The 25,396-nt window shown below is 60.0% G+C and carries 23 protein-coding genes and 1 tRNA gene; 19 read left to right on the forward strand and 5 right to left on the reverse strand.

Going from position 1 to position 25,396, the window contains the following annotated elements:
- Positions 1-7 precede the first annotated feature (7 nt).
- From OGM67_01695 to OGM67_01705, 3 genes are read right to left on the reverse strand one after another with little or no spacing between them, the layout of a single operon-like run.
- Positions 8-817 carry a VanW family protein gene (locus OGM67_01695; protein UYJ35081.1) on the reverse strand — a complete coding sequence of 270 codons (810 nt, stop codon included), beginning with the start codon at positions 815-817 and terminating at the stop codon, positions 8-10.
- 9 nt (positions 818-826) lie between these two features.
- Positions 827-1,354 (reverse strand): HAD-IIIA family hydrolase, encoded by a 528-nt coding sequence (locus OGM67_01700; protein ID UYJ35082.1) that lies wholly within the window; start codon positions 1,352-1,354, stop codon positions 827-829.
- Entirely contained in the window at positions 1,347-2,024 is a 678-nt protein-coding gene (locus OGM67_01705; protein ID UYJ35083.1) for a hypothetical protein, read from the reverse strand. The genes OGM67_01700 and OGM67_01705 overlap by 8 nt, the downstream gene beginning before the upstream one ends.
- A gap of 216 nt (positions 2,025-2,240) precedes the next feature.
- On the opposite strand from OGM67_01705, the gene OGM67_01710 reads away from it, so the two are divergent.
- The 8 genes from OGM67_01710 to OGM67_01745 all read left to right on the forward strand — a co-directional run bounded on the left by OGM67_01710 (position 2,241) and on the right by OGM67_01745 (position 12,461).
- Positions 2,241-3,923 (forward strand): phospho-sugar mutase, encoded by a 1,683-nt coding sequence (locus OGM67_01710; protein UYJ36176.1) that lies wholly within the window; start codon positions 2,241-2,243, stop codon positions 3,921-3,923.
- 348 nt (positions 3,924-4,271) lie between these two features.
- The gene (locus OGM67_01715) at positions 4,272-6,281 is read left to right on the forward strand and encodes a M56 family metallopeptidase (GenBank protein UYJ35084.1); all 2,010 of its coding nucleotides are present in this window, start codon (positions 4,272-4,274) and stop codon (positions 6,279-6,281) included.
- Between the two features lie 12 nt (positions 6,282-6,293).
- Positions 6,294-6,677, forward strand: coding sequence for a BlaI/MecI/CopY family transcriptional regulator (locus OGM67_01720; GenBank protein UYJ35085.1), 384 nt, complete (start codon positions 6,294-6,296; stop codon positions 6,675-6,677).
- 242 nt (positions 6,678-6,919) lie between these two features.
- Positions 6,920-7,786, forward strand: a complete 867-nt coding sequence (locus OGM67_01725) for a PHP domain-containing protein (GenBank protein ID UYJ35086.1) — start codon at positions 6,920-6,922, stop codon at positions 7,784-7,786.
- A gap of 11 nt (positions 7,787-7,797) precedes the next feature.
- Positions 7,798-8,055: a TIGR03905 family TSCPD domain-containing protein gene (locus tag OGM67_01730; GenBank protein ID UYJ35087.1), complete on the forward strand. Its 258-nt coding sequence runs from the start codon at positions 7,798-7,800 to the stop codon at positions 8,053-8,055.
- 128 nt (positions 8,056-8,183) lie between these two features.
- Complete coding sequence (locus OGM67_01735) at positions 8,184-9,962, forward strand: HAD-IIIC family phosphatase (protein ID UYJ35088.1); 1,779 nt, start codon at positions 8,184-8,186, stop codon at positions 9,960-9,962.
- Between the two features lie 18 nt (positions 9,963-9,980).
- The gene (locus OGM67_01740; protein UYJ35089.1) at positions 9,981-11,078 is read left to right on the forward strand and encodes a hypothetical protein; all 1,098 of its coding nucleotides are present in this window, start codon (positions 9,981-9,983) and stop codon (positions 11,076-11,078) included.
- 18 nt (positions 11,079-11,096) lie between these two features.
- Positions 11,097-12,461, forward strand: a complete 1,365-nt coding sequence (locus OGM67_01745; GenBank protein UYJ35090.1) for an MBOAT family protein — start codon at positions 11,097-11,099, stop codon at positions 12,459-12,461.
- A 55-nt stretch (positions 12,462-12,516) separates the two neighbouring features.
- On the opposite strand, the gene OGM67_01750 is transcribed toward OGM67_01745, so the two are convergent.
- Together OGM67_01750 and OGM67_01755 are read right to left on the reverse strand one after the other, a co-directional pair.
- Positions 12,517-13,476: an ATP-binding protein gene (locus tag OGM67_01750; GenBank protein ID UYJ35091.1), complete on the reverse strand. Its 960-nt coding sequence runs from the start codon at positions 13,474-13,476 to the stop codon at positions 12,517-12,519.
- Between the two features lie 3 nt (positions 13,477-13,479).
- A complete protein-coding gene (locus OGM67_01755; protein UYJ35092.1) occupies positions 13,480-14,382 on the reverse strand; it encodes a DnaD domain protein in 903 nt (300 codons plus the stop codon).
- Between the two features lie 185 nt (positions 14,383-14,567).
- Here OGM67_01755 and OGM67_01760 point away from each other — a divergent pair, with 185 nt between their 5' ends.
- The 11 genes from OGM67_01760 to mraY all read left to right on the forward strand — a co-directional run bounded on the left by OGM67_01760 (position 14,568) and on the right by mraY (position 25,365).
- A complete protein-coding gene (locus tag OGM67_01760; GenBank protein ID UYJ35093.1) occupies positions 14,568-15,206 on the forward strand; it encodes an orotate phosphoribosyltransferase in 639 nt (212 codons plus the stop codon).
- Positions 15,207-15,562: 356 nt separating this feature from the next.
- Complete coding sequence (locus OGM67_01765; GenBank protein UYJ35094.1) at positions 15,563-16,660, forward strand: hypothetical protein; 1,098 nt, start codon at positions 15,563-15,565, stop codon at positions 16,658-16,660.
- Positions 16,661-16,710: 50 nt separating this feature from the next.
- Positions 16,711-16,785, forward strand: a tRNA-Gly gene (locus OGM67_01770).
- A 163-nt stretch (positions 16,786-16,948) separates the two neighbouring features.
- On the forward strand, positions 16,949-17,497 hold the full coding sequence (gene rsmD, locus OGM67_01775) for a 16S rRNA (guanine(966)-N(2))-methyltransferase RsmD (GenBank protein ID UYJ35095.1): 549 nt from the start codon (positions 16,949-16,951) through the stop codon (positions 17,495-17,497).
- A complete protein-coding gene (locus tag OGM67_01780; GenBank protein ID UYJ35096.1) occupies positions 17,494-17,967 on the forward strand; it encodes an ATPase in 474 nt (157 codons plus the stop codon). Before rsmD ends, OGM67_01780 begins: the two co-directional genes overlap by 4 nt.
- Before the next feature lie 403 nt (positions 17,968-18,370).
- Positions 18,371-18,787, forward strand: coding sequence for a division/cell wall cluster transcriptional repressor MraZ (mraZ, locus tag OGM67_01785; protein ID UYJ35097.1), 417 nt, complete (start codon positions 18,371-18,373; stop codon positions 18,785-18,787).
- A 19-nt stretch (positions 18,788-18,806) separates the two neighbouring features.
- Positions 18,807-19,730 (forward strand): 16S rRNA (cytosine(1402)-N(4))-methyltransferase RsmH, encoded by a 924-nt coding sequence (rsmH, locus tag OGM67_01790; GenBank protein UYJ35098.1) that lies wholly within the window; start codon positions 18,807-18,809, stop codon positions 19,728-19,730.
- 12 nt (positions 19,731-19,742) lie between these two features.
- On the forward strand, positions 19,743-20,219 hold the full coding sequence (locus tag OGM67_01795; protein ID UYJ35099.1) for a hypothetical protein: 477 nt from the start codon (positions 19,743-19,745) through the stop codon (positions 20,217-20,219).
- Positions 20,220-20,384: 165 nt separating this feature from the next.
- Positions 20,385-22,844, forward strand: a complete 2,460-nt coding sequence (locus OGM67_01800) for a penicillin-binding transpeptidase domain-containing protein (protein ID UYJ35100.1) — start codon at positions 20,385-20,387, stop codon at positions 22,842-22,844.
- Between the two features lie 59 nt (positions 22,845-22,903).
- The gene (locus tag OGM67_01805) at positions 22,904-24,268 is read left to right on the forward strand and encodes a UDP-N-acetylmuramoyl-tripeptide--D-alanyl-D-alanine ligase (protein UYJ35101.1); all 1,365 of its coding nucleotides are present in this window, start codon (positions 22,904-22,906) and stop codon (positions 24,266-24,268) included.
- An 86-nt stretch (positions 24,269-24,354) separates the two neighbouring features.
- Positions 24,355-25,365, forward strand: a complete 1,011-nt coding sequence (gene mraY, locus OGM67_01810) for a phospho-N-acetylmuramoyl-pentapeptide-transferase (protein ID UYJ35102.1) — start codon at positions 24,355-24,357, stop codon at positions 25,363-25,365.
- The last annotated feature ends 31 nt before the right edge of the window (positions 25,366-25,396 follow it).

The following is a 25,396-nucleotide window of genomic DNA, read 5'->3' on the forward strand; positions in this document are numbered from 1 at the left end:
GCTCCCTTTACAGCTTTTCCACGCCGGGAATCAGCGCGGGGTCATACATGACTTCGGAATGGTTGTTCAGCACAAGCTCCCGATGCAGCAGCTGCCCGGTCTGTGCGTCCAGTGTCTCCTTGTAAATCTTCGACACACGGTAATATTTGCCGCCCTCTTTTTGGAAGTGGTGCCCTTCCTCCACAATGCGGTAGCGGCAGGGCAGGGGGCGCTCACAGCGCAGTTCGGCGTAGAGGTTGTCCTCATCGCACCACAACAGCAGCTGGAACGTCTGGTCCGTCTCATTTTTAAAACGGTAGTCGCCGTTATTGTAAAACACCGACGTGCCGGAACTGAACGGCACCCGCGGTCCCTCGTCGGGGGCCAGCGCGTCGGAGTGCTTGTGAAACTCGGTCACAGTCAGAGGGCTTACCAGCACAACGCGGTGAATCGTGTTTGCCAGGTTGCACAGCCCGCCGCCGATGCCCGGCAGAATATGATTACGCACCAAAATCCGCCCATCCCGGTAGCCCTTGCGCTTGGTCGTCTTGCCCACCCGATGCCAGAAGGAAAACGTCTCACCCGGGCGGATGAGAATGCCGTTGAGCCTTTCATTGGCAAGGCGGATGTTGACGGCCTTGTTCTCCTGCAGGACTGGGTCGATGCCCTTGCCGCGCTTGATGAGGTGCGAACTGTACTGCGCCACTATGCAGGGCAGAGGCGCGGTATCCTGCGTGTCGGCATAGTTTTCCTGCGCGAAAAAATTCTTGATATGGCGCTTGCAGATTTCCTTTTGCAGCGCAATTTTGTAACAGGTCGGGCTGATATCGCAGAACATGAAGCTGCCTCACTTTCCTATGCCGTCCAAACGGCCCCGGCGGCGCGGGTCACGGTGGTAAAACCAGAGGATGATTTTTTCCAGCACACGCTTTTTGCCATAGTGCGTCTCGCCGGGCAGCCGGATGAAATCCACCAGGATGCTGTCCAGCCCGGCGCTGTTCGCGCCGCGGATATCCCGGAACAGCTGGTCGCCGACGCAGACGACCTGCTCGGGCGGCAGGCCCAGCATGGCGCAGGCCCGGCGGTAGGCAGCGGGGGCGGGCTTGCCCGCCTCGGCAATAAAAAGCGTGCGGATATTGCGGTTGAATCGCTCGATGCGCGCGGCAGAATTGTCGGAGAGCAGCAGTGTTTTCAGCCCCAGACTGTGGATATGGCGGAACAGCGCATCCACCTCGGGCGTGGAATCGTCGCCGTGGTGGACAAGCGTGTTGTCAATGTCAAACAGAATGCCTTTGTAGCCCAGCGCGGCCAGCTTTTCATAGTCGATGGCAAATACACTGGGAACATGGGCCGTGGGGTACCAACGCTCAAGCATGCGGGGCCTCCATATAGTCGCAGACGGTGTTGATCTGGTCGGCGATATCCCCGCCAAAAGCGTGTGCAAAAAAGGCACTGCCGATGGTGAAATACGCGGCCCCGACAGCTTTGATTTCATCCAACCGGGCAAAGCTGTTCACACTGCCCGCCAGACAGATCGGCGCATGGACCGCCGCGATGAACGTACGGTTCAGCGTCGCCGCGTTGCCGGTATAGCGGTAGCCCAGCAGATCAATGCCATCCACGCCCTTGGCCAAATAGCCCTCGGCCTCGCAGATCATCCCCGCCGGGGTGCCGTGCAGGATAGAGGGACGGCCAGAAATTTGCCCAACGAAGGGCATATACCGCAGCCCATGGGCGCGGCAATAAGCATGGACGGCGTCAGAGTAGACCGTACCCATCAGGATATCACACCCGCAGGCAGCGGCCATTTCGGCCCCGTGCAGGCATTCAGGCTCGGTGTAGGCGACAACCTCCAAACAGGTCGTCTTGCCGCAGGCTTTCATCCGGGCAAACAGGGCCTGCATCTCGGCGAAGGGAAGCCCTTCCTCTTTAAAGCCCCAATACTGGGCGCGGGTGTGCTGACACCGGGCAAAGACTGCGGCGGCATCGGGCACAGTGATGTCGTTGTGAGTTAGCATGACGATGAGTTCAGGCGTATGTTTCATATAGGTCCACGGCTTTCCTTGGATACAATCATCGAGGTGCAGAGCAGATACCTTCACTATACACTGGAAAACGCCGTTTGGCAAGGGCAAAAGGCGAAAGAAACTGTAAAAATCAGGCAAAAATAAACAAAATTCGATTGACAGGCTACGGCAAAGTTGGTATATTTAGAGTATGCCTAGTTAGTATTTCCTATGGAAAGTGAAGGTGTTTTACTTATGTATCAGGATATGTATGAGCGTTGGCTGGCTGCCGAGCTGGATGACGCAGACCTCAAGCCCGAGCTGGAAAGCGTTAAGGGGGACGATGCCGCCATTCAGGACCGCTTTGCCGTGGCCCTGAAGTTCGGCACCGCCGGTCTGCGCGGCGTCATCGGCGCGGGCACCAACCGCATGAATATTTATGTTGTCCGTCAGGCAACACAGGGCCTTGCCAACTGGGTCAAGACGCAGGGCGGCAGCCAGACCGTTGCCATCAGCTATGACAGCCGTATCAAGAGCGATTTGTTTGCCAAAACGGCCGCCGAGGTGCTGGCCGCAAACGACATCAAGGTCCGTATCTACAAGGCTCTGATGCCTGTTCCCGCGCTGAGCTTTGCCACCCGCTATTATAACTGCAACGCGGGCATCATGGTTACCGCCAGCCACAACCCTGCCAAGTACAACGGCTACAAGGCCTACGGCCCGGACGGCTGCCAGATGACCGATGAGGCTGCCGACATCGTTTACGCTGAAATTCAGAAAACCGACATCCTGACCGGTGCCAAGCTGATCTCCTTTGAGGACGGTCTGGCGCAGGGCCTGATCGAGTATGTCGGTGAGGACTGCATCAACGCGCTGTATGCCGCCATCGAGGCACGCTCCATCCGCCCGGGCATCTGCAAGACAGCCGGCCTCAAGCTGGTCTACAGCCCGCTGAACGGCTCCGGCCTTGTGCCCGTCACCCATGTTCTGGGCGACATCGGCATCACCGACATCACCATCGTGCCCGAGCAGAAGGACCCGGACGGCAACTTCCCGACCTGCCCGTATCCCAACCCCGAGATCTTTGAGGCTCTGCGCCTCGGCCTTGAGCTGGCCGAAAAGTCCGGCGCGGATCTGATGTTGGCCACCGACCCCGATGCCGACCGCGTCGGCATCGCCGTCAAGTGCAAGGACGGCAGCTATGAGCTGCTCTCCGGCAACGAGGTCGGCGTTCTGCTGCTTGACTACATCTGCGCGGGCCGCATTGAGCAGGGCACGATGCCCAAGAACCCCGTCATGTGCAAATCCATCGTCTCGACCCCGCTGGCTGACAAGGTCGCTGAGCATTACGGCGTCGAGTGCCGCAATGTGCTGACCGGCTTCAAGTGGATCGGCGACCAGATCGCCAAGCTGGAGGCTGACGGCGAGGTTGACCGCTTTATCTTCGGCTTTGAGGAAAGCTACGGCTATCTGGCCGGTCCCTATGTCCGCGACAAGGACGCTATCATCGGCTCGATGCTGATCTGCGAGATGGCCGCCTACTACCGCGCCAAGGGCTCCTCCATCAAGGAAGAACTGGAGCGCATCTACGCCGAGTATGGCCGCTACCTGAACAAGGTGGACAGCTTTGAGTTCCCGGGCCTGTCCGGCATGGATAAGATGGCCGACATCATGCAGAACCTGCGCGACAACCCGCCGAAGGACTTTGCCGGTGACAAGGTCGTCAAGGTCGTGGACTACAAGAAGCCCGAGGAGACCGGCCTGCCCGCCGCCAACGTCCTGATTTACACGCTGGAAAGCGGCGCCACGGTTGTCGTGCGCCCCTCCGGCACCGAGCCGAAGATCAAGACCTACTTTACCACCAAGGGCAAGGACCTCGCCGAGGCCGAAGCCCAGAAGGAAAAGCTGGCCGAGGCCTGCAAGCCGCTGCTGGCGTAAAATTTAGCATAGCATAAGCAAACGCACCGTGTCCGCTTTTGGATGCGGTGCGTCTTTTTGTTTATCCTGACGGCAAACGGGAAAAGCCCCTCCGGTCATCGCTGGCGCTCGACCACCTCCCCAGAATTGGGAGCATCCTCGCGGGCACTGCCCGCGTAAAAAGGCGCCCCTTTCAGGGGAGCTGGCCGAGCTTGCGAGGCCTGAGGGGCTTTGGAGGCTCTCCGCCACCGCGCACTTTCCCTAAAAACTCCCCGCAAAATTCGTTACCCATGCCACTTGACAATACAATTCTACACTTGTAGAATAAAACTATCCTCTACATCTGTAGAATAAAAAGGGGGCTTACCTGTGTATCAAGCTGTTTTTATCGCCTACTTAACACAAGGCCTGCTGCTGGGCCTTGTGGTGCTGGCCCTGCTGGCCGCAGTCCCCAAGCTGCAAAAACGGTATGGCCCGCGGTGGCTCTGCCGACTGTGGGTCACACTGGCGGTCTTGTTTCTGGTGCCGGTGCGCGCGCTTGTACCGCAGGCCCCGGCGGCGGTGTCAGTCAGTGCCGCACCGCTTTACACCCCGGTGACAGTCCTGCAGGAGGAGACGACCCAAAAGCCCGCCGGCAATGTGCCCTACAGAACCACCACGGCCGCCGACAACACCACGCATTACATCGTGCCCCGCACAGAGATCCAGACCGGCCGCCGCACGATTCTGGAACGCCTTGCCATCAACACCACCCGTGGAAACCTTGCGGCGCTGGTTTGGGAACTGGGCATTCTGGCCGTTGCAGTGTACCAGTTCGGCGGCTATGCCGTTTGGCGTATTAGCGTGGGCCGCAACGCGCAGCCGGTGGCTAAAAGCTGGCGTGACGCCCTGCCGCAGGGCCAATGCCCGCAAATGCAGGCCACGCCGCTGGTGCGCAGCCCCATGGTGGCGGGGGCGCTGCATCCTGTTTTGCTGGTCCCGGCAGGTGAGGCCCCGAAGGGCGCAGACTGTATGCTGGCCCACGAGTTGACCCACATAAAGCGGCATGATGTTGCTAAAAAGCTGTTGCTCACACTGGTGTGCATCCTGCACTGGTACAATCCGGCTGTCTGGCTGCTCTCTGCCCGCGCGGGCCGTGATATCGAGGAAGCCTGCGACGCCGAGACCCTGCACGGCCGCGATGCCGCCTACCGCGCGGCCTACGCCGATGCCCTGATGACCGCTGTGCGCCGGAACTGCGGCCCTGCGCTGACAAGCGGCTTTGCCCTGAGCAAACGCCAGCTCAAACAGCGCATGACCGCCCTGTGGGACACCGCCCCCAAGCACCGCGGACGCGCCCTGCTGGCTGTGCTGGCCCTGACTGCCTGCTGCGCGGGCGGGCTGGTCGCCTGCAAGCCCGCCGACGCGGCCCCGCAAGACGAGCAGGAACCCGCCGCAGCTGCCGCACCGGAGCCGTCCGAGACCGCCAACCCCATCGTGACCCCGGAGCCGCCGCCCGTCTCAATGGAGGCGGGGGCCGCAGCCGTGCGCCGCGGTGCGGACTTCCTTTGGAGTGAGTATCTGACAGACGGAAACGGCTACTACTACCACGGCGGCGCGTGCGGCCTTGTGGAGCCCGAGGATTACGACACGGAATATATATCCGCCCTGCTGGAAACCCGGCGCGGCGACGGCACAACTTGGCGCGACTACCTGAACGACGGCCGGGGCGCACTGGTCAAAGCGACCTTTGAAGCCGAGCTGACGCCCGAAGGCTGGTATCTGGGCAAACAATACGGCGAGGGACGCTTTCATGTCTATCTGATTGCGCCGTTCGACGAATCGCAGCCCTGTGAGGTCATCAGCGGCTGGCAGTCTGCCGACGACCCGAACCAATCGGCGCATTTTGAGATTCTGCCGATGGCGCGGGAGCTGGACCTGACCAACAACCAGTACCGTATGCTGCTGCACCAGTGCAACACGCTGGCACAGGCAGGAGCGCGGGACTTTGGCAACCCCGGCGATTGGCCGCAGGACGAGCTGGAAACCTACCTTTATTACCGCAACCGGTATTTTTACGGCGAGGCCGACGCCCTGCTGATGCTGAATACGGATTTCAGCGATACAATGGACTGGAACCGCCTGCCGGTCTATCTGACCTATGACGAACTGAACGCGCTGGACTTTTCGGAACCAAAGACAGCCGCCATACCGGGCTTCCCATCGCCGGAAAGCCTCGAAAGCGATGACCCCGGCGTCTGGAGCTTTACACGAGAGGGTGCGTATCTGTTTGCCGAGTGGCCGGGTGTACAGGAATATGTATTCAATGTCTACAACGGTGACGCCAAATTGGAATTTGATGCCCGCACGGTCGTTGTCGGCGGCCACAGCCTGGATTAAAAGGAAACGCCCATGCCAAAAATCAAACGCCTGCCTGATGCAGAGCTGGAAATCATGAACGCTTTGTGGGACGCCGCCGCGCCGCTGACCGCCGCCGCGCTGGAAGCGGCCCTGCCCGGCCCGCCGCGCGCCCGCACGACATTGCTGACCCTGCTGGCCCGGTTGGAAGAAAAGGGCTGTGTCAACCGTAAAAAGCAGGGGAGGGCGTACCTTTACACCGCAACCCTGACCCGCAGTGAATACCTGCCCGCCGAGAGCAAAAGCGTGTGGCACCGCCTGTTCGGCGGCAGCCCCCGCAGCTTTGTAGCCGCCCTTGCCGAAACCGATACCCTCACCGATGCCGACATCGACGAGTTGGCGGCATATCTGGAGGAACTGAAAAAAGAACGAAAATAGAGTAAAATTTGTAGGGGCGAGCATTGCTCGCCCGCAGACCTGTCGCAACCAGCAAGGATCCCGGGCGGATATAGAATCCGCCCCTACGCTGTAGGGGGCGATGCTCGTCATCGACCCGGGAACCAAGCGGAGGCCGGAATGTTTGCGGGCGGGCACTGCCCGCCCCTACTTGCAATCCTCCCTCGACTTGTAGTATAATAATATGTCCCATAGTATCCGCATTCGCAAGTGAGGTGACGCTTATGCCCGGTGACCTGCATACGCATACGACATTTTCCGATGGCTCTACCCCGGCGGACAAGCTGCCGTTTCTGGCGGCCTGCGCGGGAATGACGCATCTGGCAATCTCTGACCACGACTCGATCCAGAGCGTGCGGTACGCCTACGCCCATCCGGTGCAGAACGGCGTCCACCTCATCCCGGCCACCGAGCTGACCGCCTACGACTATGAGCGCGCCCACCGCGTGCATCTGCTCTGCTATTGGCCGGACGACTGCGCCGCACTGGCGGACTTTTCCGCCATGATGGCAGAGCGCCGCCTGACCGCCATGCTGCAGAGCTGCAAGGAGCTGGAGGCGATCTGCCCGCAGTTCTGCACCGAGGAGGCGCTTGCCCTTGCCAAGGACAGCGGTACGCTGTTCAAGGCCCATGTCATGCGGGTGCTGTGGCAGTACGGCTTGGCGGACGGCATGTACAATACCGTCTATAAGTCGCTGTTCGGGCTGAAGCCTGTGCGCGGGCGCATCCTGCACACGCCGCGGTATGAGCCGGTCGACACGGTGCTGGATGTCATCAAGGCAAGCCGCGCGGTGGTCGTACTGGCACATCCCAGCGTCTATCACAGCATGGAGCTTGCGCGGGAGTTGATCGCCGCCGGGCGGCTGGACGGTGTGGAGATCGACCACCCCCGCAACACGCCGGAGGACAAGGCCGAGCTTGCCCGCCTGGCAAAAGAAAACGGATTGATCGTTACCGGCGGCACGGACTACCACGGCATCAACACCGTGACCCCGCGCCCGGTGGGAGCATTTTCCACCAGTGACGAAATGATTGCGCGCATCGGCGATATTGCCAAGGCGCGCAAGGCAACACGAAAAAAGTCAGAGTAAGGAGCAATATCATGACATACACCTACAACAATAAAGGCACCTGTTCCGTCCGCACCATCGTTGAGCTGAACGATGACCACACCATCAAGGGTGTGCAGGTCATGGGCGGCTGTGACGGCAACCTGAAGGGCATCGCCAAGCTGCTGCCCGGCATGAAGGCCGAGGACGCCATTGCCCGCATGGAGGGCACGACCTGCGGCCGCAAGCCCACCAGCTGCCCCGACCAGATCGCCCAGGCGCTCAAGGGCGCGCTGGCGGAGATGGGCTGATAAAGGTCCGTAGGGGCGGATTCCATATCCGCCCGGGCCGTCTGCGGCAGCCGCACACCTTGCGGGCGCATATAGAATGCGCCCCTACATTTTGCCCACAAGGCTTATTACTATAAAAGGAGCTTCCCATGGACTGCTTCCAGTATCCGCTTGATACCGAGACCCTGCTGCGCAAAAAACGCAGACTGCGCCGCGAGCTGCTGGCCCAGAACCCGCACCCGCTGCACAAAAAAATCGCCATCCTCGGCGGCTCTACCACCAATGAGGTGGCCGACCAGCTGGGGCTGTTTCTGCTGCAGTACGGCATCGAGGCGGAATTTTACCAAAGTGAATACGCCCAATACTGGCAGGACGCCATGTTCGGCACGCCGGAGCTGGACGAGTTCCACCCGGATATTATCTATATCCACACAAGCTGGCGCAACCTGACCGCGCTGCCCACGACTGCCGACAGCGAGGCGGACATTGACGCCATGCTGGACGAGCAGTATGCTCACTTTGAAACCATGTGGCAGGCGCTGGAGCAGAAATTTGCCTGCCCGGTCATCCAGAACAACTTTGACCGGCCCAACTACCGCCTGATGGGCAACCGCGACATCTGGGACCCCCACGGCCGCTCCAACTTTATCAGCCGCCTGAACCAGCGGTTCTATGCCTACGCGGCCGCACATGAGCATTTTTACATCAATGACATCGACTATCTTTCGGCAGACTACGGACTGACCGCCTGGGGCGATGCCTTCTTCTGGCATATGTACAAATATGCCATGTGTCTGGACGCAATCCCATCACTGGCCAACAGCGTGGCCAATATCATCAAGTCCTTGTACGGCCGCAACAAAAAGGCGCTGGTCCTCGATCTGGACAATACGCTCTGGGGCGGCATTGTGGGGGACGATGGTGTGGACGGCCTTGCCATCGGCCCCGAGGTGCCGGAAGGGCAGGTCTTTGCCGAGTTCCAAAGCTACTGCAAGGCGCTGAAATCCATCGGCGTGATTCTGGCGGTCGATTCCAAAAACGAGGAGGCTAACGCCATTGCAGGCCTCAACCACCCGGACGGCGTGCTGCGTCCCGATGACTTTGTGGCCATCAAGGCCAACTGGGAGCCGAAGGATCTCAATCTGAAGGCAATCGCCGCAGAACTGAGCCTTGGTGCGGACAGCTTTGTCTTTGCCGATGACAACCCGGCTGAGCGCGCCATTGTGGCTGCGCAGGTGCCGGGCGTGGCGGTGCCCGCGCTCGACGGTGCCGAGAACTATATCAAGACGCTGGACCACGGCGGTTATTTTGAGGTCACGGCTCTCTCCAAAGAGGATCTGAAAAAAACCGAGCTTTACCACCAGAATGCCGAGCGGGCCAAAGCACAGGCGGCCTTTACCGATTACGGCCAATATCTGGACAGTCTGGAGATGACGGCCACGATCCGCGGCTTTGAGCCGCTTTACATCCAGCGCATCGCCCAGCTGACCAACAAATCCAACCAGTTCAACCTCACAACGCTGCGCTGCAGCGAGGATGACATCCGCGCAATGGCGGCGGATGCCGATGCGCTCTGCCTGTGCGGCAAGCTGGTGGATAAATTCGGCGACAACGGCATTGTCACGGTGGTGGCGGGCAAGCGTCAGGGTGATCTGCTCGACCTGACGCTCTGGCTCATGAGCTGCCGTGTGCTCAAGCGCGGTATGGAGGATGCCATGATGGACACCCTTATGGCGCAGGCTGCCGCCGCCGGTGTGAAAACCGTTGTAGGCCACTATTACCCCACAGCCAAAAATGCTATGGTGCGTAAATTTTACGCACAGTTCGGCTTTGCCAAAACGGCAGAGGATGCCGAAGGCAACACCGAGTGGAGATTGGAGGTCTCCGGCTATGAGCCGAAGCACCCCCACATGAAGATCGAACGCTGATACGACAGGGAAGATGCTATGAAACGAACCATCCTGCAAAAAGCGGCGGCTGCCGCGCTGTTTGTGCTGCTGACGGCGGCACTGCTGGCGGCTGCGGATTTTCTGCTGGTGGACGATGTACATTCCTACTCCCGGGTCATGCTGCAGGAGCTGTATGCGGACGCGGGCAATATCGACACCCTGTTCCTCGGCTCGTCTCACTGCTACCGCAGCGTAGACCCGGCCGCCGTGGACGCAGCACTCGGCACCTACAGCTTCAACGCAGGGTCATCTCAGCAGCTGCCTGATGGCTCCTACTACATGCTGCGCGAGGCTGCTGCCGAAAACGACCTTAAAACGGTCTACCTTGAGATGTTCTACACCGGTTATAACGAGAGCCGGTCCGCCAATGTGCCGATGGCCTGCTACCTGCTTACAGACCACATGAGCGCTGCCTCCCCCAACCGGTATGAATACCTGTGGGAGATGGGCGGCCTTGCGGGCTTTGCCGACCTGCTGCTGCCGGCGCGGCACGGCATTGCCTCGCCAAGGGCGATGCCCGCCCTGTGGCGGGCCAAGCTGACGGACGGCTACGACCCGGGCAACTATGCCTATGTCAGCTATCCCGACAGCGGGGAGGCCTACCGCGGCCGCGGCTTTATCTACACACAGGGTGTGCCGAAGTACGGCTTCGGCACGCTGCTGGATGTGGACGCCGATGCGCCGCTGTCCGATTTCGGCTGGGAGTATCTGACCAAAATCGCGGATTTCTGTGAGGAAAACGGCATACGGCTCGTCCTCTTTACAGCGCCGCTGCCCAGTGGTTATCTGTATAACACCGACAATTATCAGTCCTATGTGGATGCACTCAACACCTTCTGCGCGGCGCGGGACGGACTTGTCTACTGGGATTTCTCCCTCTGGCGCGACTGGGACACGCTGCATCTTACGGTGGGCGATTATTCCGATGCACACCACCTGAACGGTGCAGGTGCGGATAAATTTACCGCTGTTCTCTGTGATACTATCCGCCGCGATGCGGCAGGGGAGAATGTCGCCGACCTGTTTTATGATACGGTCGAAGATAAGCTGACGCTGACGCCGGATGAATCCATCCTGATGAAGGATGTACACTGATACGAAGGAGGCCCCGCCATGATTGCTGTGACATCACCCGGCTTTGTGCTGTTTGCAGCGCTGTTGGCGGGGCTTTGGTATGCCTGCCCGCCGCCGCGCCGCTGGCAGCTGATGCTGGGGGCAAACCTTGTCTTTTATGCCGTGCTGTGCTGGCAGGCATTGCCGGTACTGCTGGCCTGCACCTTTCTGGTCTGGTGGTGCGGGCGCAGAACGGCCGCAAAGGGCACCTTTTATGCAGGGCTGGCGGCTGCGCTTTTTCCGCTGCTGCTGCTCAAATATCTGCCTGCGGCCTTCGGGTGGCAGGGCAAGCTGGCCAATGCGCTGGGCATCGGCTACTTTACGCTGCAGCTTATAAGCTATCTCTGTGATGTGCGCCGCGGCAAGCTTCTGCCGGAGGAACAGTATGCGCGGCTGCTGTGCTATGCCTCGTTTTTTCTTTCTATCACGCAGGGCCCCTTCAACCGCTATGATGAGCTGATGCCCCAGATGGACCGCCCTGCACGATGGGACACCGCCCGCGCTTGGCGCGGTGTGCAGCGCAGTGCATGGGGGTACTTCAAAAAGCTGGCGGTGGCTGACCGTGCCGCAGTTGTGGTGGATGCGGTGTTTGCAAATCCCGCCGCCTATGACCGCACCCAGCTTTTGCTGGGGTCTGTGCTGTTTACAGTGCAGCTCTACGCGGATTTCTCCGGCTATACGGACATCGTTCTCGGCGTCGGTGAGGTGCTGGGCCTGACGCTGCCCGAAAACTTCCGCCAGCCCTTCTTTGCGGATTCAGTCAAGGATATCTGGGCGCGGTGGCATATCAGCCTCTCCCGCTGGCTGCGGGATTATGTCTATATCCCACTGGGCGGCAGCCGCTGCACCAAAGCACAAAAGGACCGCAACCTGCTGCTTACCTTTTTGGTCAGCGGCCTGTGGCACGGTGCAGGGTGGACCTACCTTGTCTGGGGTGGGCTGCACGGCCTGTGTCAGGCGGCGGAGAATCACCTCCCGCCCCGCCACGGCGGGCGTATCCGGCATGCCTTGCGCATGGCAGTGGCCTTCGGTGTTCTGGTGGGGGCGTTTGTCATCTTCCGCGCCAGCAGTCTTAGCAATGCCGCACAGATCTTCCGCGGCATACTCTGCAACGGCGGGCATGCCGTGTTCAGCAACTATTGGGAGCTGGGCCTGACCAGCATGCAGGAGCAGCTGACTCTCTACGCGGGCATGGTCTGCCTGCTGGCGGTGGATGTGCTGCATGAGCGCGGTATCTCACTGCGGGAAAAAATCGCCGCGCTGCCCCTCCCGGCCCGCTGGGCGGTTTATGAGATGGCTGTTTTTGCCTTTCTCTTTATGGGGCGTTTCCTCGGCGGCGGCAGCTTCCTTTATGCAAGATTTTGACGATACGGCAATAAAATAAAAGGATGCGAGCCGCAGCGGTTCGCATCCTTTTTGTTTATTTCAATCGCTGGTCGGCACCGAAGAATTTGAACATTTTGCAGCCGCCCAGCATACGGCTGGCGACCTTTTCGGTGTAACGGGCCATAAAAACGGTCTGATCCGTGATGTTGGTCGTGTAGATCGTGGGGCGGTGGGTCAGCATACGGGTGTTGATCAGCTCATACAGTACACTGATGGTCAGCGGCGTGATGTACTCTGTGCCCAGATCATCAAGGATCAGCAGGTCGGCCTCCTGGCAGGCGGCCAGCCATTCATCCTTGGTGGAATAGTCGAAATGCTCCCGGCCCAGCTGGGCTGCCAGTGCAGCGGCGCTGGTATACAGTACATCGTGGCCACCCTCCAGCACAGCATCGGCAATGGCCAATGCCAGATGCGTTTTGCCAAGCCCCGTATGCCCCATAAAAAGCAGGTTCGGGCTGTTCTGGCTGAACCGTGCGGCGTAGGTCTGGCAGTAATTCAGCAGCTTGCCCATATACTCGCGCGGGGAGATGCCAAGCTCCGGCTCTACGGTGTCACTGTAGCGTGCAACCTCAAAGCTGGCAAACTGGCAAAGCCCAAGCGGACTTGCGGCGTTGATCTCCTCGCGGCGCAGGCGGCGGGCTGCCTCGGCCACGCAGCTGCAGGGGATACCGCCCCGCATGCCGGTGTCCTCACACAGGGGGCAGCGGTAGGCGGGGGTAAAGGCGTTCTCCTCATAGCCGGCCTCCTTTACGGCGGCGGCCAGTGCCTCGTCCGCGCGGGTCAGCGCGGCGCGGGCAGCCTCGATGCTGCCGCCCAGCGCGGCGGCCTTGGCAAGGCCCAGCCCGGCCCGCATGTGGGCGTTGTCAGCCTCGGCCAGTGCCGGGTGGGCGGCATAGGCGGCGCGGCGGGCAGTCTCAGCCTGCATGACAGCCTGCTGACGGCGGGCGGCTACCTCGCGCTGCGCGGCGCGGAACAGTTCGTCTTTTGTGCGCATGGATCATCCCTCCTCGTCAAACATCGCAGCCCAGTCGCGGTTGAACAGGTCCTTCTGGGCACTGGCGGCGGGCGGCTGGGCGCCGGGGCGCTCAGTCATGACAATGTTGCTGCCCTCCAGCTGGCCCTGCTTGCGGGCGGCATCAATAGTCGTGATGCCCTGCGCGCGCCATGCGCGCAGGATGCCGTCCACATACCGCACCGTATTTTTGCCGTTGGCCCGCAGCAGTGCCTCGTCGATCATCTCGTGGCCGATGCCCATTTCCTCATGCCAGCGGGCAATCGCGCGGCGCTCCCAATTTGTCAGGGCGCGCGGCTCAACACCAAACTGGGCGGCGGCGTCAGCACACCAGTCCTCGCGCTGCTTGGCGCGCTTGAGCCAGCGCTCGGCGTCCTCGCCGTTTTCCACACCGTCCTCACGCCAGCGGGCCAGCAGATGCGCCACGGCGGCAACGGTGCGCCGGCCGATGCGCGTTACCTCGGCGCAGCAGAGCAGAATCACATCGGGCTTCCAGCCGTCAGCCAGATATAGGTCAACAAGCCGCTGCAGCTCGCTCCGGCTCAGCGTCTTGCCGAAGGCGTTCTGCGCCTCCTGACACAGCACCGCTACATAGGGGTCGTTGATCGCGCTGGCCAGATCCACATGGGCAGGCTCGGCTGGGGCGGGGGCTGCGCTGCGCTCGTTCACCAGCAGCCCGGCACCCGCCCAGTACTGCAGCGCGCGCTTGGCGGCCTCGATGCTGGGCAGCGCTAACGCCCGGGCCATCGTGCGGGGGTCGGTGTCGCGGGTCTGCAAAATATACAGCGCCGCCCGGATTGTATCGCCGTCAGTCTGGCACAGGTGTGTCAGCACAAGCTGCGGCACCGCAAGGGTATCGCCGGTGTTGTCCGCCAACCGGTAGCCCATATCCGCAAACCTCCCCACTTTAATAATTTAATAATTATACCACGCGGCAGCCGATTTGTCCACTTTTGCCCGAAAAACTGCCCAAAAATCAGACTGTGATTTTGGGTAATGCGTTTCTTGTTTTTTGATGCAAAAATTTGTACAATAATACCATAAACAGTTTAAGCATTAAGGGGGATTCCACCATGGCGATGAATCTTGTAAAACTGCCCACTGGTAAGCCGAACCTGCAGCTGCGCGTCAGCAAGGGGCATTATGCCACCAGCCACAGCCATATCAACTATTATATTGATGTCACGCTGACAAAGTTCCGCCTGTCGGAGGCACGCGCGGCCGCAGCAGAGCTGGTGCGGGCCTATAAATCGACGACCATCGTGGATACCATCCTCTGTCTGGACGGTACCGAGGTCATTGGCGCCTGCATGGCAAGCGAACTGACCAAGGCCGGCTATACGAATATGAACGCGCACCAGACGATCTATGTGGTCACGCCGGAGCATACCACCGGCAGCCAGCTTCTTTTCCGTGAGAACACGGCCCCTATGATCGCGGGCAAGCATGTACTTGTGCTGGCAGCCTCGGTCACCACCGGCTATACGGTGCAGGGCGCGGTCGAGGCCATCCGCTACTACGGCGGTGACCCGGCCGGCATCGCGGCAATTTTTGCCTCGGTCAAGGAGTGCGCGGGCTATCCGGTGGCAAGCATCTTTGACCCCCATGACCTGCCCGACTATGAGACCTATGACGCCCACAACTGCCCCTGGTGCAAGCAGGGCAAGAAAATTGATGCCCTTGTCAATAGCTTCGGCTATTCCAGTCTGTAAGTTTGTGACGATTTTGCCCCCTCGAAGGAGGGGGCTTTTTGTTGCTTTTTATCGGTTGACGCTCCGTGCTCTGCCCTTTATAATAGGAAGGCTGACTTTTTATAGGGCAATACCGCATAATTCTAAGTGCCGATACGGCGAGCGAGGTGCGGCAGCTGCTAAGCCAAAAGCGCAGATAATACTGGATGTCTTATCGAGCATTTTGGCAACGCAGATGCCGTGCCGCACACCGAGCCGCAGCGAGGCGCTTCGGAGCGCAACCGCTGCTTGCGGCGGCTCTTGGCGCGGAGATCCGCTGGAGCGGTGCTTAAGCCGTCAGGCGGGAATTGTGCGGTGTTGCAATAGGAGGAATTGGTTTGAACACGGAAAATCTCAATGGAATTCTTGCACAATACATCCAGCACTGCAAAAGCCGCACGGCGGCAGAGGAAGGGACGATCTGGCGCGCGGTGGACTGCTTTGGCGTAAACTGGGATATAGATGACAGTGACTTTCCCGTCATGTTCGGCGATGCAATGCAGCAGGCAAAGCAGGCGCTGGACAATCCGGCGCTGCAGCCTGTCGGCGGTCTGCAGGACCTGATGCTGCGCGATGCAGAGGTGGAGCTTGTGCGCGAGTGCTTCCGCTGGCTCTTTAAAGAGGATGACGGCGATATTACAAAGCGCCGCGGCCGCGCCGAGCTGTTCGCGGATCAGATCAACGGCCGCTTCCGCCGCGTGTTTCCGCGGCTGAGCAAGTATACAATGAATGCCGCGAACGCGCTCTTTTTCCTGAACCTGTGGGAGCCGCACGACAACTACTTTTACCATGCGGCCGAGGCCAAGGCGTGGGCAGAGTATTTTGACTATGAGGCCGATTTCGGCGGCGGTACAGCGCTGGATCTGCCCCGTTATTATACCATGTGCAATGACCTGCTGCGGGAGCTGGAAAACTACCCCGAGCTGATCGCCCTGCACAAGGCGTATGCGGCGCAGGAACTGGGCGGCATAGAGGACAGCCTCCATCTGCTGGTCTACGACATCCTGCACACAGCCTACACCGAGCAGTTTTACCCCAAGGGCTATGCACGCAGCGCCACCACCAAAGAGCGCGCCAAGGCTGTCAAGGAGAAAAATACCCGCGCTGAACTGTGCGTCCGCATCGGCGAGTGCGAGCAGAGCTTGCAGGAGCTGCTGGCCAGCCCTGCCGAGCTGCCGGATCTGACCGGCTGCAAGATCACCCACAGAATGTTCGGCGCCGGCACTGTGCAGCCTGCAGAGGGACAGTTCATGGTCATCGACTTCAGCGGCACGCTGAAAAAGTTCAGCTACACAGCCTCGATGAACAGCGGCTACCTCAGCGCCGAGGATGCCGCTGTAGAAGCCCGGCTGCAGGCCTATCAGGATTACAACAAAGAAAAAGACCGCCTTGAAAAAGAACTGAAAAACCTGAAAGCGGAACTGATGAAGCTGTAAGCTGCCTACTTGACAAATGGCGGGGAGAACGATATAATACTAGTTGTTGCGCGGCTGTCGTACAACGGCTAGTACATCAGCCTTCCAAGCTGAGGACGTGGGTTCGACTCCCATCAGCCGCTCCAAAACAAAACTCCCAAACCGGGATACGGTTTGGGAGTTTTGTTTTGGGCTTGCTGTAACATTTTTGCCACTTTATTTTACATTTTGCGCTCTTGACAAGGGCGCGGGAAAGCCCCATAATAAATACTGAATCTGTATAATTTGAAAGGAAAGAGGTGCGGCACCATGCGCGTGATTGCCGGAACAGCCCGCGGTAAGAATCTGCAGGCACTGCCGGGCGAGGATATTACCCGCCCGACCATCAACCGTGTGAAGGAGGCCATGTTCTCCAGCGTGCAGTTCCTTGTGCCGGGGGCACGGGTGCTGGATCTGTTTGCAGGCAGCGGGCAGCTGGGTATTGAGGCACTGTCCCGCGGCGCTAAAAGCTGCCTTTTTGTAGACCGCTCTGCCGAGGCACTGGCTGTAGTCAGGGCCAACTGCAAGACAGCGGGGGTCGAGCGCCAGAGTGATATCCGCCAGAGTGAGGCCGAAGGCTTTTTGGCTAACATCCGCGGCCCGTTTGAGCTGGCGCTGCTCGACCCGCCGTTCCACCAGAATACCGTGGCCGCTGTGCTGCCGCTGCTGGCCGCTAAGATGGCCCCCGGCGGTGTGGTCCTCTGCGAAACAGAGCGTGAGGCCGACCTGCCTGAGCAGGCCGGGGCGCTGACTTTGGTAAAGCAATACAACTACGGCAAGATCAAGGTCAGCCGCTATGAGAGAGGGGAAGAGGCATGAACGTAGAAGAATTGCTGGAATTGATGGAGGAAACGCTGGAGGCGGGTACGGCTGTGCCGTTCGCCGCATCTAAGCGGGTGGTCGATGTGGACCGTATGCGCGATATTATTGACGAGGTGCGCAACAACCTCCCTGATGAAGTCCGCGAAAGCAAGAAAATCGTCAATGACCGCGAGCAGATCATGAAAAATGCCCGCATCGAATCGGAAAGTATCATCCAGCAGGCCGAGGAAAAAGCCCGCAACCTGACCAGTGAGCAGGAGATCGTCCGCCGCAGCCAGCAGTATGCGGCGGAGATCGTTACCAAGGCGCAGGCACAGGCCAAGGAGCTGAGCCGCAATGCAACGGTCTACTGTGAGGGCATTTTGAAAAACTCTGAGGAGGTGCTGGCCCGCAGTGTGGCAGACATCAAGAATGTCCGCATGAACCTGCGCAGCGCCGCCCGCCCGAACCGCGGACAGCAAAAGTAATCACTGTTGTTATTTACGGCACAATTCCGCTGAAAAAATCTTCGCTATTACAAAATGTACGCCGCACCGTGTAAAACGGTGCGGCTTTTTTGCGCCTATGGGCGAAAAAGCGCAGCGGCTGCGCATTTGATGCAAACCGCTGTGTGCAGCCAGCGCCCCTTTGTACAAACTGTGAAAAATCAGTTTGCGGCGCAGTTTTTCCCCGTCTGCCCTTGCTTTTTGCAGGATAAAATGGTACTATTATCTTACCACAGGTGGGTAATTGTGGTGAGAATAACAACAAAAGTGGTTAAGCGTGGGTAGTTTTCCACGTTATCCACAGAGTTATCCACAAAGAGAACGCGGCATCGTAAAAAATCTTGCCGTAAATTTGTGCAGCCTGACGAAGGGAGGGGAAGGACAGATGCTGGTCGGTCAGTATGATTACGCCATCGACGCCAAGGGTCGTCTGAATTTCCCCGCCCGCTTCCGTGATGCGATGGGGGAGACCTTCATCGTCACCCGCTGGCTGGACCACTGTCTGGCCGCCTTCCCGGCCGAGGAATTTGAAAAGGTCGCTGCCAAGATCGAGGAAAAGGGCCTTGTCAAGGGCCGCAAGGTCAGCCGTATGCTCTACGCCTCTGCGGTGGAGGTCAGCCCGGACAAGCAGGGCCGCATCCAACTGCCCGCCAAGCTGCGGGAGTATGCAGGCCTTGACCATGATGTGACGATCATCGGCAGCCGCAGCTTTGCTGAGATCTGGAACACCGAGGCGTGGAACGCCAATCAGGAAACGAGCGATGAGGATTTCACCGCTGCGATGGAAGATCTTGATTTCTGATATTATAGGACGATAGAACATGGAATTTTCACATATCCCCGTACTGCTGCAGCCCTGTCTGGATGGGCTGAACATTGACCCCGCCGGCATTTATCTGGACGGCACCGCCGGCGGCGCAGGCCACAGCAGAGAGATCGCAAAACGCCTGACCACAGGACGCCTGATCTCGCTCGATCAGGACCCGGATGCGGTGGCAGTGGCCACCGAAAGGCTCAAGGGTCTGCCGGCGCAGGTGGTACAGGTCAATTTCCGTGAGGCAGCCCGTGTCCTTGCGGAGCTTGGCATCCCGGCGGTCAACGGGGCCCTGCTAGACCTCGGCGTATCCAGCCATCAGCTGGACGATGCGGCGCGCGGCTTCTCCTATCATGCCGATGCACCGCTTGACATGCGCATGAGCCAGCAGGGCCCCACCGCCGCGGATCTGGTCAACACCCTTGACCGTGAGGAGCTGACCCGCATCCTGCGTGACTACGGTGAGGAACCCTACGCATGGCAGATCGCCGGCAGGATCGTATCCGCCCGCGCAGAAAAGCCCATCACCACAACGATGCAGCTGGCGGAGATCGTAGCCTCCGCCGTGCCCCCGGCAGAGCGCCGCAAGGCGAAGAACCCGGCGCGCCGTACCTTCCAGGCCATCCGCATCGCTGTAAACTCCGAGCTGGATGCACTGAATGAGGGCCTCGATGCCATCTTTGACTGTCTGGCTCCGGGCGGGCGGCTCTGCGTCATCACCTTCCACAGTCTGGAGGACCGTCTTGTCAAGAATAAGTTCCGCCGCTGGGCGCAGCGCTGCACCTGCCCGCCGGAACAGCCTGTCTGCACCTGCGGGGGTGTGGCCAAGGCAAAGCTGATCACCCGCAAGCCCATCGAAGCAGACGCTGCGGAGCTGGAGGCCAACCGCCGCAGCCGCAGCGCCAAATTGAGAGTGTTGGAGAAAGTATAAGAGGCAAGAACCATGACAACTGTTATGCTGCATGACGGTGCAGCCGCGCCCCGGCTGGAGCGCCCGCAGCCCGCTGTTAAAGTAGTGCGCGGCGGTGATTACGGGCTGAACCGTGCCCGCCGCTTTGCCCGCATGGTGGCGCGCGTGCTTGCGCTGGCCATTGTGCTGGGGCTGGTTATCAGTGTGCTGTACAGCCATGCCAAGCTGACGGAGCTGAGCGGCGAAATCAACGAGGTCAACACCCAGCTGGCCGCCGCCCGCAGCGAGTATGATTATCTCAGCACCCGCATGAGTGATATTACAAGCCGCGCCAGCCTGCAGGAGGTGGCCGAGGGTCAGCTGGGCCTTGTCAAGCTTGACCCCAGCCAGATCACCTATGTCCAGCTGGAGGACGAGAGTGTGATCCAGAAAAGCACCAACACGGCAGGCAAGCTGCTGGGTGAGGTGCGCACTGCGGCACTGAGCCTGCTGAACAACCTGAACCCGTAACAAAAAATATGCAGCTATGAGCCTTTTTGCTGCGCGGCGCGACAGCCGACGGCAAAAAGGCTTTTTGAAATCCTGCACCCACCAAACAGGGGAATGCCGATGCCACAACCAACAAATCAACCAAACATTCCGCCCAGAAGACGCCGCGCCCGCGCGGACAGCGGCATGAAGGCCCGCACCATGTTCTGCGTGGCGGTGTTCATCATTGCCGGGTTCGGCCTGCTGATCTATCAGCTTTATGCGCTGCAGCTGCGCGATGCAGAGTTGTACCGCACCGAGGCCGTGACCCAGCAGATGAAGGACATCACGCTGCCGGCGCTGCGCGGGTCAATCTACAGCGTGAACGGCAAGCTGCTGGCTAAGAGCAACACGGTATGGAACATTGTTGCCGACCCGTCCTCCATTGCAAAGAGCGGTGCCACTGAGGCACAGTTGCGTACCGCCGCACAGGAGCTTGCGGATCTGCTCGGCGATGGCACTACGGCGGACGCGCTGTATGAGATCCTGACCGCCAAGAATGCAAGCGGGACGCCGTACCAGTACCGTATGCTGGCCAAGGGCGTGGAAAAGCCGGTGGCAGATGCCATTGTAAGCTATGCTGATACCTACCGCATGGAGCCGGAGAAGGACGGCACAACCGGCAAGCGCATCCTCTATCTATCGACTGAGCAGGCCAGTACGCGCAGCTACCCCTACGGAGAATTCCTTGCATCGGTGCTGGGCTTCTGCAACAGCGACGGCGAGGGTGCCTACGGTCTGGAAAAATACTACAATGAAACGCTGGCCGGAACGCCCGGCCGCAGCGTGGCCGAAACCGATGTCAACGGCAATGCTCTTGCGTCAGGCCAGTCTGATCTGCACGAGGCCATTGACGGCAACGATCTGTACCTGACCATTGACGAAAATGTGCAGGCCATTGTGGAGCAGTACCTGACCGAGGCAATGAACACCTTCACGGTACACGGCCGCGGCAGCGCCATCGTCATGAATGTCAAGACCGGCGCAATTCTGGCTATGGCATCCATCGAGCAGTTTGACCCCAACGACCCCTACAAAATCACGGACGCCAAGATGACGGCCATTCTGGATAAAGAGGAGATCGACGCCGAGGACATCGACTGGCTGGAGGGCCGCCTTGGGGAAAAGGCGGTCAAGGACATCATCGCTGACGGCAAGATCAGCCGCGACAAAACGGTTGATGAGGACGGCAACGAGGTCGCCAGCGAATACACCCAGCTGCAGGGTATGATGCGCGAGGCCCAGTGGAAGAATAAGAACATCACCGAGCTGTATATGCCCGGCTCTGTCTTTAAGCTCATCACCGCATCGGCAGGGCTGGACTCCGGCATCATGAGCACGAGCCAGACCTTCTACTGCGGCGGCAGCCTGACCGTCAATGAGGGCAGCGAACTGTGGGAGCATACCTACCGCTGCGCCAACGGCGAGGTCCACTATGAACAGGACATGGCGGGCGCGCTGAACCACAGCTGCAACCTCTGGTTCATTCAGGCGGCCGAAACACTGAAGCCGCAGATCTTCTACGACTATATTCAGGCGTTCGGCTTCACCCAGCCCACCGGCATCGACCTGCCCAATGAGACCCGCTGGACAAGCGTCTACAACGCCGAGCAGATGGCGGAGGTCGATACAAACCTCTATACGGCAGCCTTCGGCCAGAACGAGTCCATCACCCCGATGCAGATGGCCACGGCCGTGGCGGCCATTGCCAACGGCGGCTATCTGGTCACCCCCTATGTGGTGGATTCCGTCACCGATAAGGACGGCAACATCGTCACCCAGACCGAGACAAGTATCCGCCGTCAGGTCATCTCCGAGGAGGTCAGCCGCCAGCTGCTTTCCATGATGGAAAACAATGTCCACGGGGAAGGGAACTACCATTCCTGCGCCAACGCCTATGTAGCGGGCTACCGCATCGGCGGCAAGTCCGGCACGGCAGAGCGCACCGACCGCCACCTGCGCGGTGACGGCGACTATTATAAGATGATGAGCTTTGCCGCTGTACTGCCCATCGATGATCCGGAGATCGAGGTGTTCGTTCTGCTGGACGACCCGCGTTGGTTCAAGGACTATGCCAGTCAGGTCGTGGCGCCGGTCGTAGGCAACATCATCAGCGAGATCGCACCCTATCTGGGTGTTGAGCAGGACGCCGCCTACAACCCGACCGGCACCGTAAAGGTGCAGACCTGTCTGGAGTACACCTGGACGAATGCACAGGTCACCCTGAACCGTCTCGGCCTCAAGCACAAGCTCATCGGCCCGAGCAGCGGCACCATCGTCTACCAGTACCCGGTGGGTGGCAGCGTGGTTCCCGCAGGCTCGACCGTCTATCTGTACACTGCCACCGATCAGAACGCAATGACCACAGTCCCCGATGTGACCGGCAAGACCGGCACCTTTGCCGAGCAGATGCTCCGCGCAGCCAACCTGAATGTGCAGTTCAGCGGGGACAGCAGCGGCAAGGTCGTGGCGCAGGATGTTCAGTCCGGCACGACCGCCGCTTACGGCACCATTGTGACCCTCACGATGGACACCGGGGCCGAAGCCCCCGCCGAGGAAGCTCCCGCCGTGGAGGAGAACATCGACCCTGCAAACGAGGAGGGGTGATCCGCCTGCTGCGGCTGCAATCTTTATACCAGTAAACCCATCCAAGGAGGTCCTTTTTCATGCAAAAGATTCCTGCCAATGAGCTGCTGGCCGGCCTGACGCTGGCCGAGCCTGTCAGCATTCATGCAGTCGTTACGGACAGCCGCAAGGTCGAGCCGGGCTGCGTCTTTGTCTGCTTCCCCGGTGAGCGTGTCGATGGACATGATTTTGCCGCCGGTGCCTACCGTGACGGTGCCGCCTATATCATCGCCAACCACCCGGTCGAGGGGGTCCCGGCGGATCGCACTGTTATCGTGCCGGACAGCGCCCGCGCCATGATCCGTATGGCCGCCAACTACCGGATGCTTTTCAGCCCCAAAATGATCGGCGTTACCGGCAGCGTGGGTAAGACCACGACCAAGGAATTTTGCTACGCGGTGCTGTCTGCGTTTGGTACCACACTCAAAACCGAGGGCAACCAGAACAACGACATCGGCGTTCCCAACACGCTGTTCCGGCTGGACGATGCCACCGAGTATGCCGTGGTTGAGATGGGGATGGACCACGCGGGCGAGATCGAGCGGCTGAGCCGCTGCGCCCGCCCGTCCGCAGGCATTATCACAATGATCGGTGTCTCGCATCTGGAAAATCTCGGCACCCGGGAGAATATACTGAAGGCAAAGATGGAAATCTGCACCGGTCTGCCGGACGGCGCCCCGCTGGTGCTGAACGCCGACAATGATCTGCTGCCTGCCGCACAGGTTCCGTCCCGTCTGCGGGCTGTCTGGTTCGGCATTGAGGCCGAGAACGCCGATGTCCGCGCGACGGACATCACGGCCGGGGCCAACGGCACGGCGTTCCGTATCGTGGACCGTGAATACGGCAGCTTTGCGGCATCCATCCCCACGGTGGGGCTTCACACAGTCTATGACGCGCTGGCAGCCTATGCCGCCGCCACCCGTATGGGCTTGGATGCGGCCCGCTGCGCGGCAGCCTTGGCCGACTACCAAACGACCGGCATGCGCCAGCATATTGTGGAGCACGGCGGCGTGACCTTCATCGAGGATTGCTACAACGCCAGCCCCGACAGTATGCGGGCAGCGCTCTCGGTGCTGAAGGAGCTGCCCAACCCCCGCAAGATCGCCCTGCTGGGTGATATGCTGGAACTGGGCACCGCCAGTGAGGAAGGCCACCGCAACACCGGTGCATGGGCCGCAGACGCAGGGGTCGATCAGCTGATCGCCTATGGCCCCTGCAGCGCAGCCATGGCCGAGGCCGCCAAGGCGCACGGTGTTGCAACTGTGCATTGCCAAACGGCAGCAGAAGTGCTACAATATTTACGGCAATTCGTGCGCCCCGGTGACGCTGTACTGGCAAAGGCCAGCCACGCCATGGGCCTGGAGCAGCTGCTGCAGGATTTCTACAGGGAATTGCCGCAGGGGTAAAAAACCAAAAGGGCTCCTCCGCAGGGGCACCTATGGGATCGCGCAGAGCGATCCCCCCTGTACCTATTGATCGGAGGAATCATTGCATGGAGCAAATCTCATACCTGCTGGCGGCAGGGGCTGTCGGCGGCTTTGCCATCACGGCGGTGGCGGGCAAATTTATGATCCCGGTGCTGCACCGTCTGCACTTTGGGCAGACCATCCGGGATGAGGGCCCCACCTGGCACAACAAGAAAAACGGCACCCCCACCATGGGCGGTCTCTGCTTTATTCTGGGCATTCTGGCGACATTGGGTCTTACCTGGGCCATGTTCCGCCCCAAGCTGCCCGACACACTGGGCCTGCCCCAGATGCAGGCGGTGCTGCTGGTGCTGTTTTTGGCGTTCGGCTCGGGGCTGATCGGCTTTTTGGATGACTTTATCAAGGTCATCCGGCACCGCAACCTCGGCCTGACCGAGGCACAGAAGATGATCCTGCAGATCGCGCTGACCTTTGGGTTTATGCTTGGCCTTAACAGTCTGGGCCTGCTTACGACCGAGGTGCAGCTGCCGATCTTCGGGCTTGTGGATATGGGTCTGCTCTACTATCCCATCGCGTTTTTCGGCATCATTTTTTTGGTGAACGCCGTCAACCTGAACGATGGTCTGGATGGCCTTTGCACCGGCGTGACCTTTGTGTCAATGATCGGCTATCTGCTGGCGGGCAGCCTGCTGGGCTTTGTCCATGTTTCGCTTGTTGCGGCCGTCACGGCGGGCGCCTGCGCGGGCTTTCTGGTATGGAACTTCTACCCGGCCAAGGTGTTCATGGGGGACACCGGCAGCATGTTCTTCGGCGGCATCGTGACGGCGCTGGCCTTTGTGATGCAGCGCCCTGAGCTGGTGCTTTTCTTCGGCATCGTTTACATCTGGGATGCCATGACGGTCGTGATCCAGCGCGCCTACTTCAAGGCAACGCACGGCAAGCGCATCTTTCGCATGACGCCGATCCATCACGCCTTTGAGATGCGCGGCTGGCGTGAGGTCAAGATCGATGGCTTTTTTGCCCTGATCGCCGCCATCGGTGTGGCGATGGGCATGCTGTACATCTGCGTGGCATAACACAGGGCCGGGGCAGCCCCCGGCCTTTGCT

It is taken from the genome of Oscillospiraceae bacterium (assembly GCA_025757985.1).
Classification (GTDB): Bacteria; Bacillota; Clostridia; order Oscillospirales; family Ruminococcaceae; genus Gemmiger.

Coding starts and splice junctions, on each gene's coding strand:
- OGM67_01710 (UYJ36176.1), top strand. CDS start 2,241: ATGTATCAGGATATGTATGAGCGTTGGCTGGCTGCCGAGCTGGATGAC.
- mraZ (UYJ35097.1), top strand. CDS start 18,371: ATGCTGGTCGGTCAGTATGATTACGCCATCGACGCCAAGGGTCGTCTG.
- OGM67_01720 (UYJ35085.1), top strand. CDS start 6,294: ATGCCAAAAATCAAACGCCTGCCTGATGCAGAGCTGGAAATCATGAAC.
- OGM67_01735 (UYJ35088.1), top strand. CDS start 8,184: ATGGACTGCTTCCAGTATCCGCTTGATACCGAGACCCTGCTGCGCAAA.
- OGM67_01755 (UYJ35092.1), bottom strand. CDS start 14,382: ATGGGCTACCGGTTGGCGGACAACACCGGCGATACCCTTGCGGTGCCG.
- OGM67_01700 (UYJ35082.1), bottom strand. CDS start 1,354: ATGCTTGAGCGTTGGTACCCCACGGCCCATGTTCCCAGTGTATTTGCC.
- OGM67_01740 (UYJ35089.1), top strand. CDS start 9,981: ATGAAACGAACCATCCTGCAAAAAGCGGCGGCTGCCGCGCTGTTTGTG.
- rsmD (UYJ35095.1), top strand. CDS start 16,949: ATGCGCGTGATTGCCGGAACAGCCCGCGGTAAGAATCTGCAGGCACTG.
- rsmH (UYJ35098.1), top strand. CDS start 18,807: ATGGAATTTTCACATATCCCCGTACTGCTGCAGCCCTGTCTGGATGGG.
- OGM67_01800 (UYJ35100.1), top strand. CDS start 20,385: ATGAAGGCCCGCACCATGTTCTGCGTGGCGGTGTTCATCATTGCCGGG.
- OGM67_01780 (UYJ35096.1), top strand. CDS start 17,494: ATGAACGTAGAAGAATTGCTGGAATTGATGGAGGAAACGCTGGAGGCG.
- OGM67_01745 (UYJ35090.1), top strand. CDS start 11,097: ATGATTGCTGTGACATCACCCGGCTTTGTGCTGTTTGCAGCGCTGTTG.
- OGM67_01725 (UYJ35086.1), top strand. CDS start 6,920: ATGCCCGGTGACCTGCATACGCATACGACATTTTCCGATGGCTCTACC.
- OGM67_01760 (UYJ35093.1), top strand. CDS start 14,568: ATGGCGATGAATCTTGTAAAACTGCCCACTGGTAAGCCGAACCTGCAG.
- OGM67_01695 (UYJ35081.1), bottom strand. CDS start 817: ATGTTCTGCGATATCAGCCCGACCTGTTACAAAATTGCGCTGCAAAAG.
- OGM67_01795 (UYJ35099.1), top strand. CDS start 19,743: ATGACAACTGTTATGCTGCATGACGGTGCAGCCGCGCCCCGGCTGGAG.
- OGM67_01750 (UYJ35091.1), bottom strand. CDS start 13,476: ATGCGCACAAAAGACGAACTGTTCCGCGCCGCGCAGCGCGAGGTAGCC.
- OGM67_01805 (UYJ35101.1), top strand. CDS start 22,904: ATGCAAAAGATTCCTGCCAATGAGCTGCTGGCCGGCCTGACGCTGGCC.
- OGM67_01730 (UYJ35087.1), top strand. CDS start 7,798: ATGACATACACCTACAACAATAAAGGCACCTGTTCCGTCCGCACCATC.
- mraY (UYJ35102.1), top strand. CDS start 24,355: ATGGAGCAAATCTCATACCTGCTGGCGGCAGGGGCTGTCGGCGGCTTT.
- OGM67_01705 (UYJ35083.1), bottom strand. CDS start 2,024: ATGAAACATACGCCTGAACTCATCGTCATGCTAACTCACAACGACATC.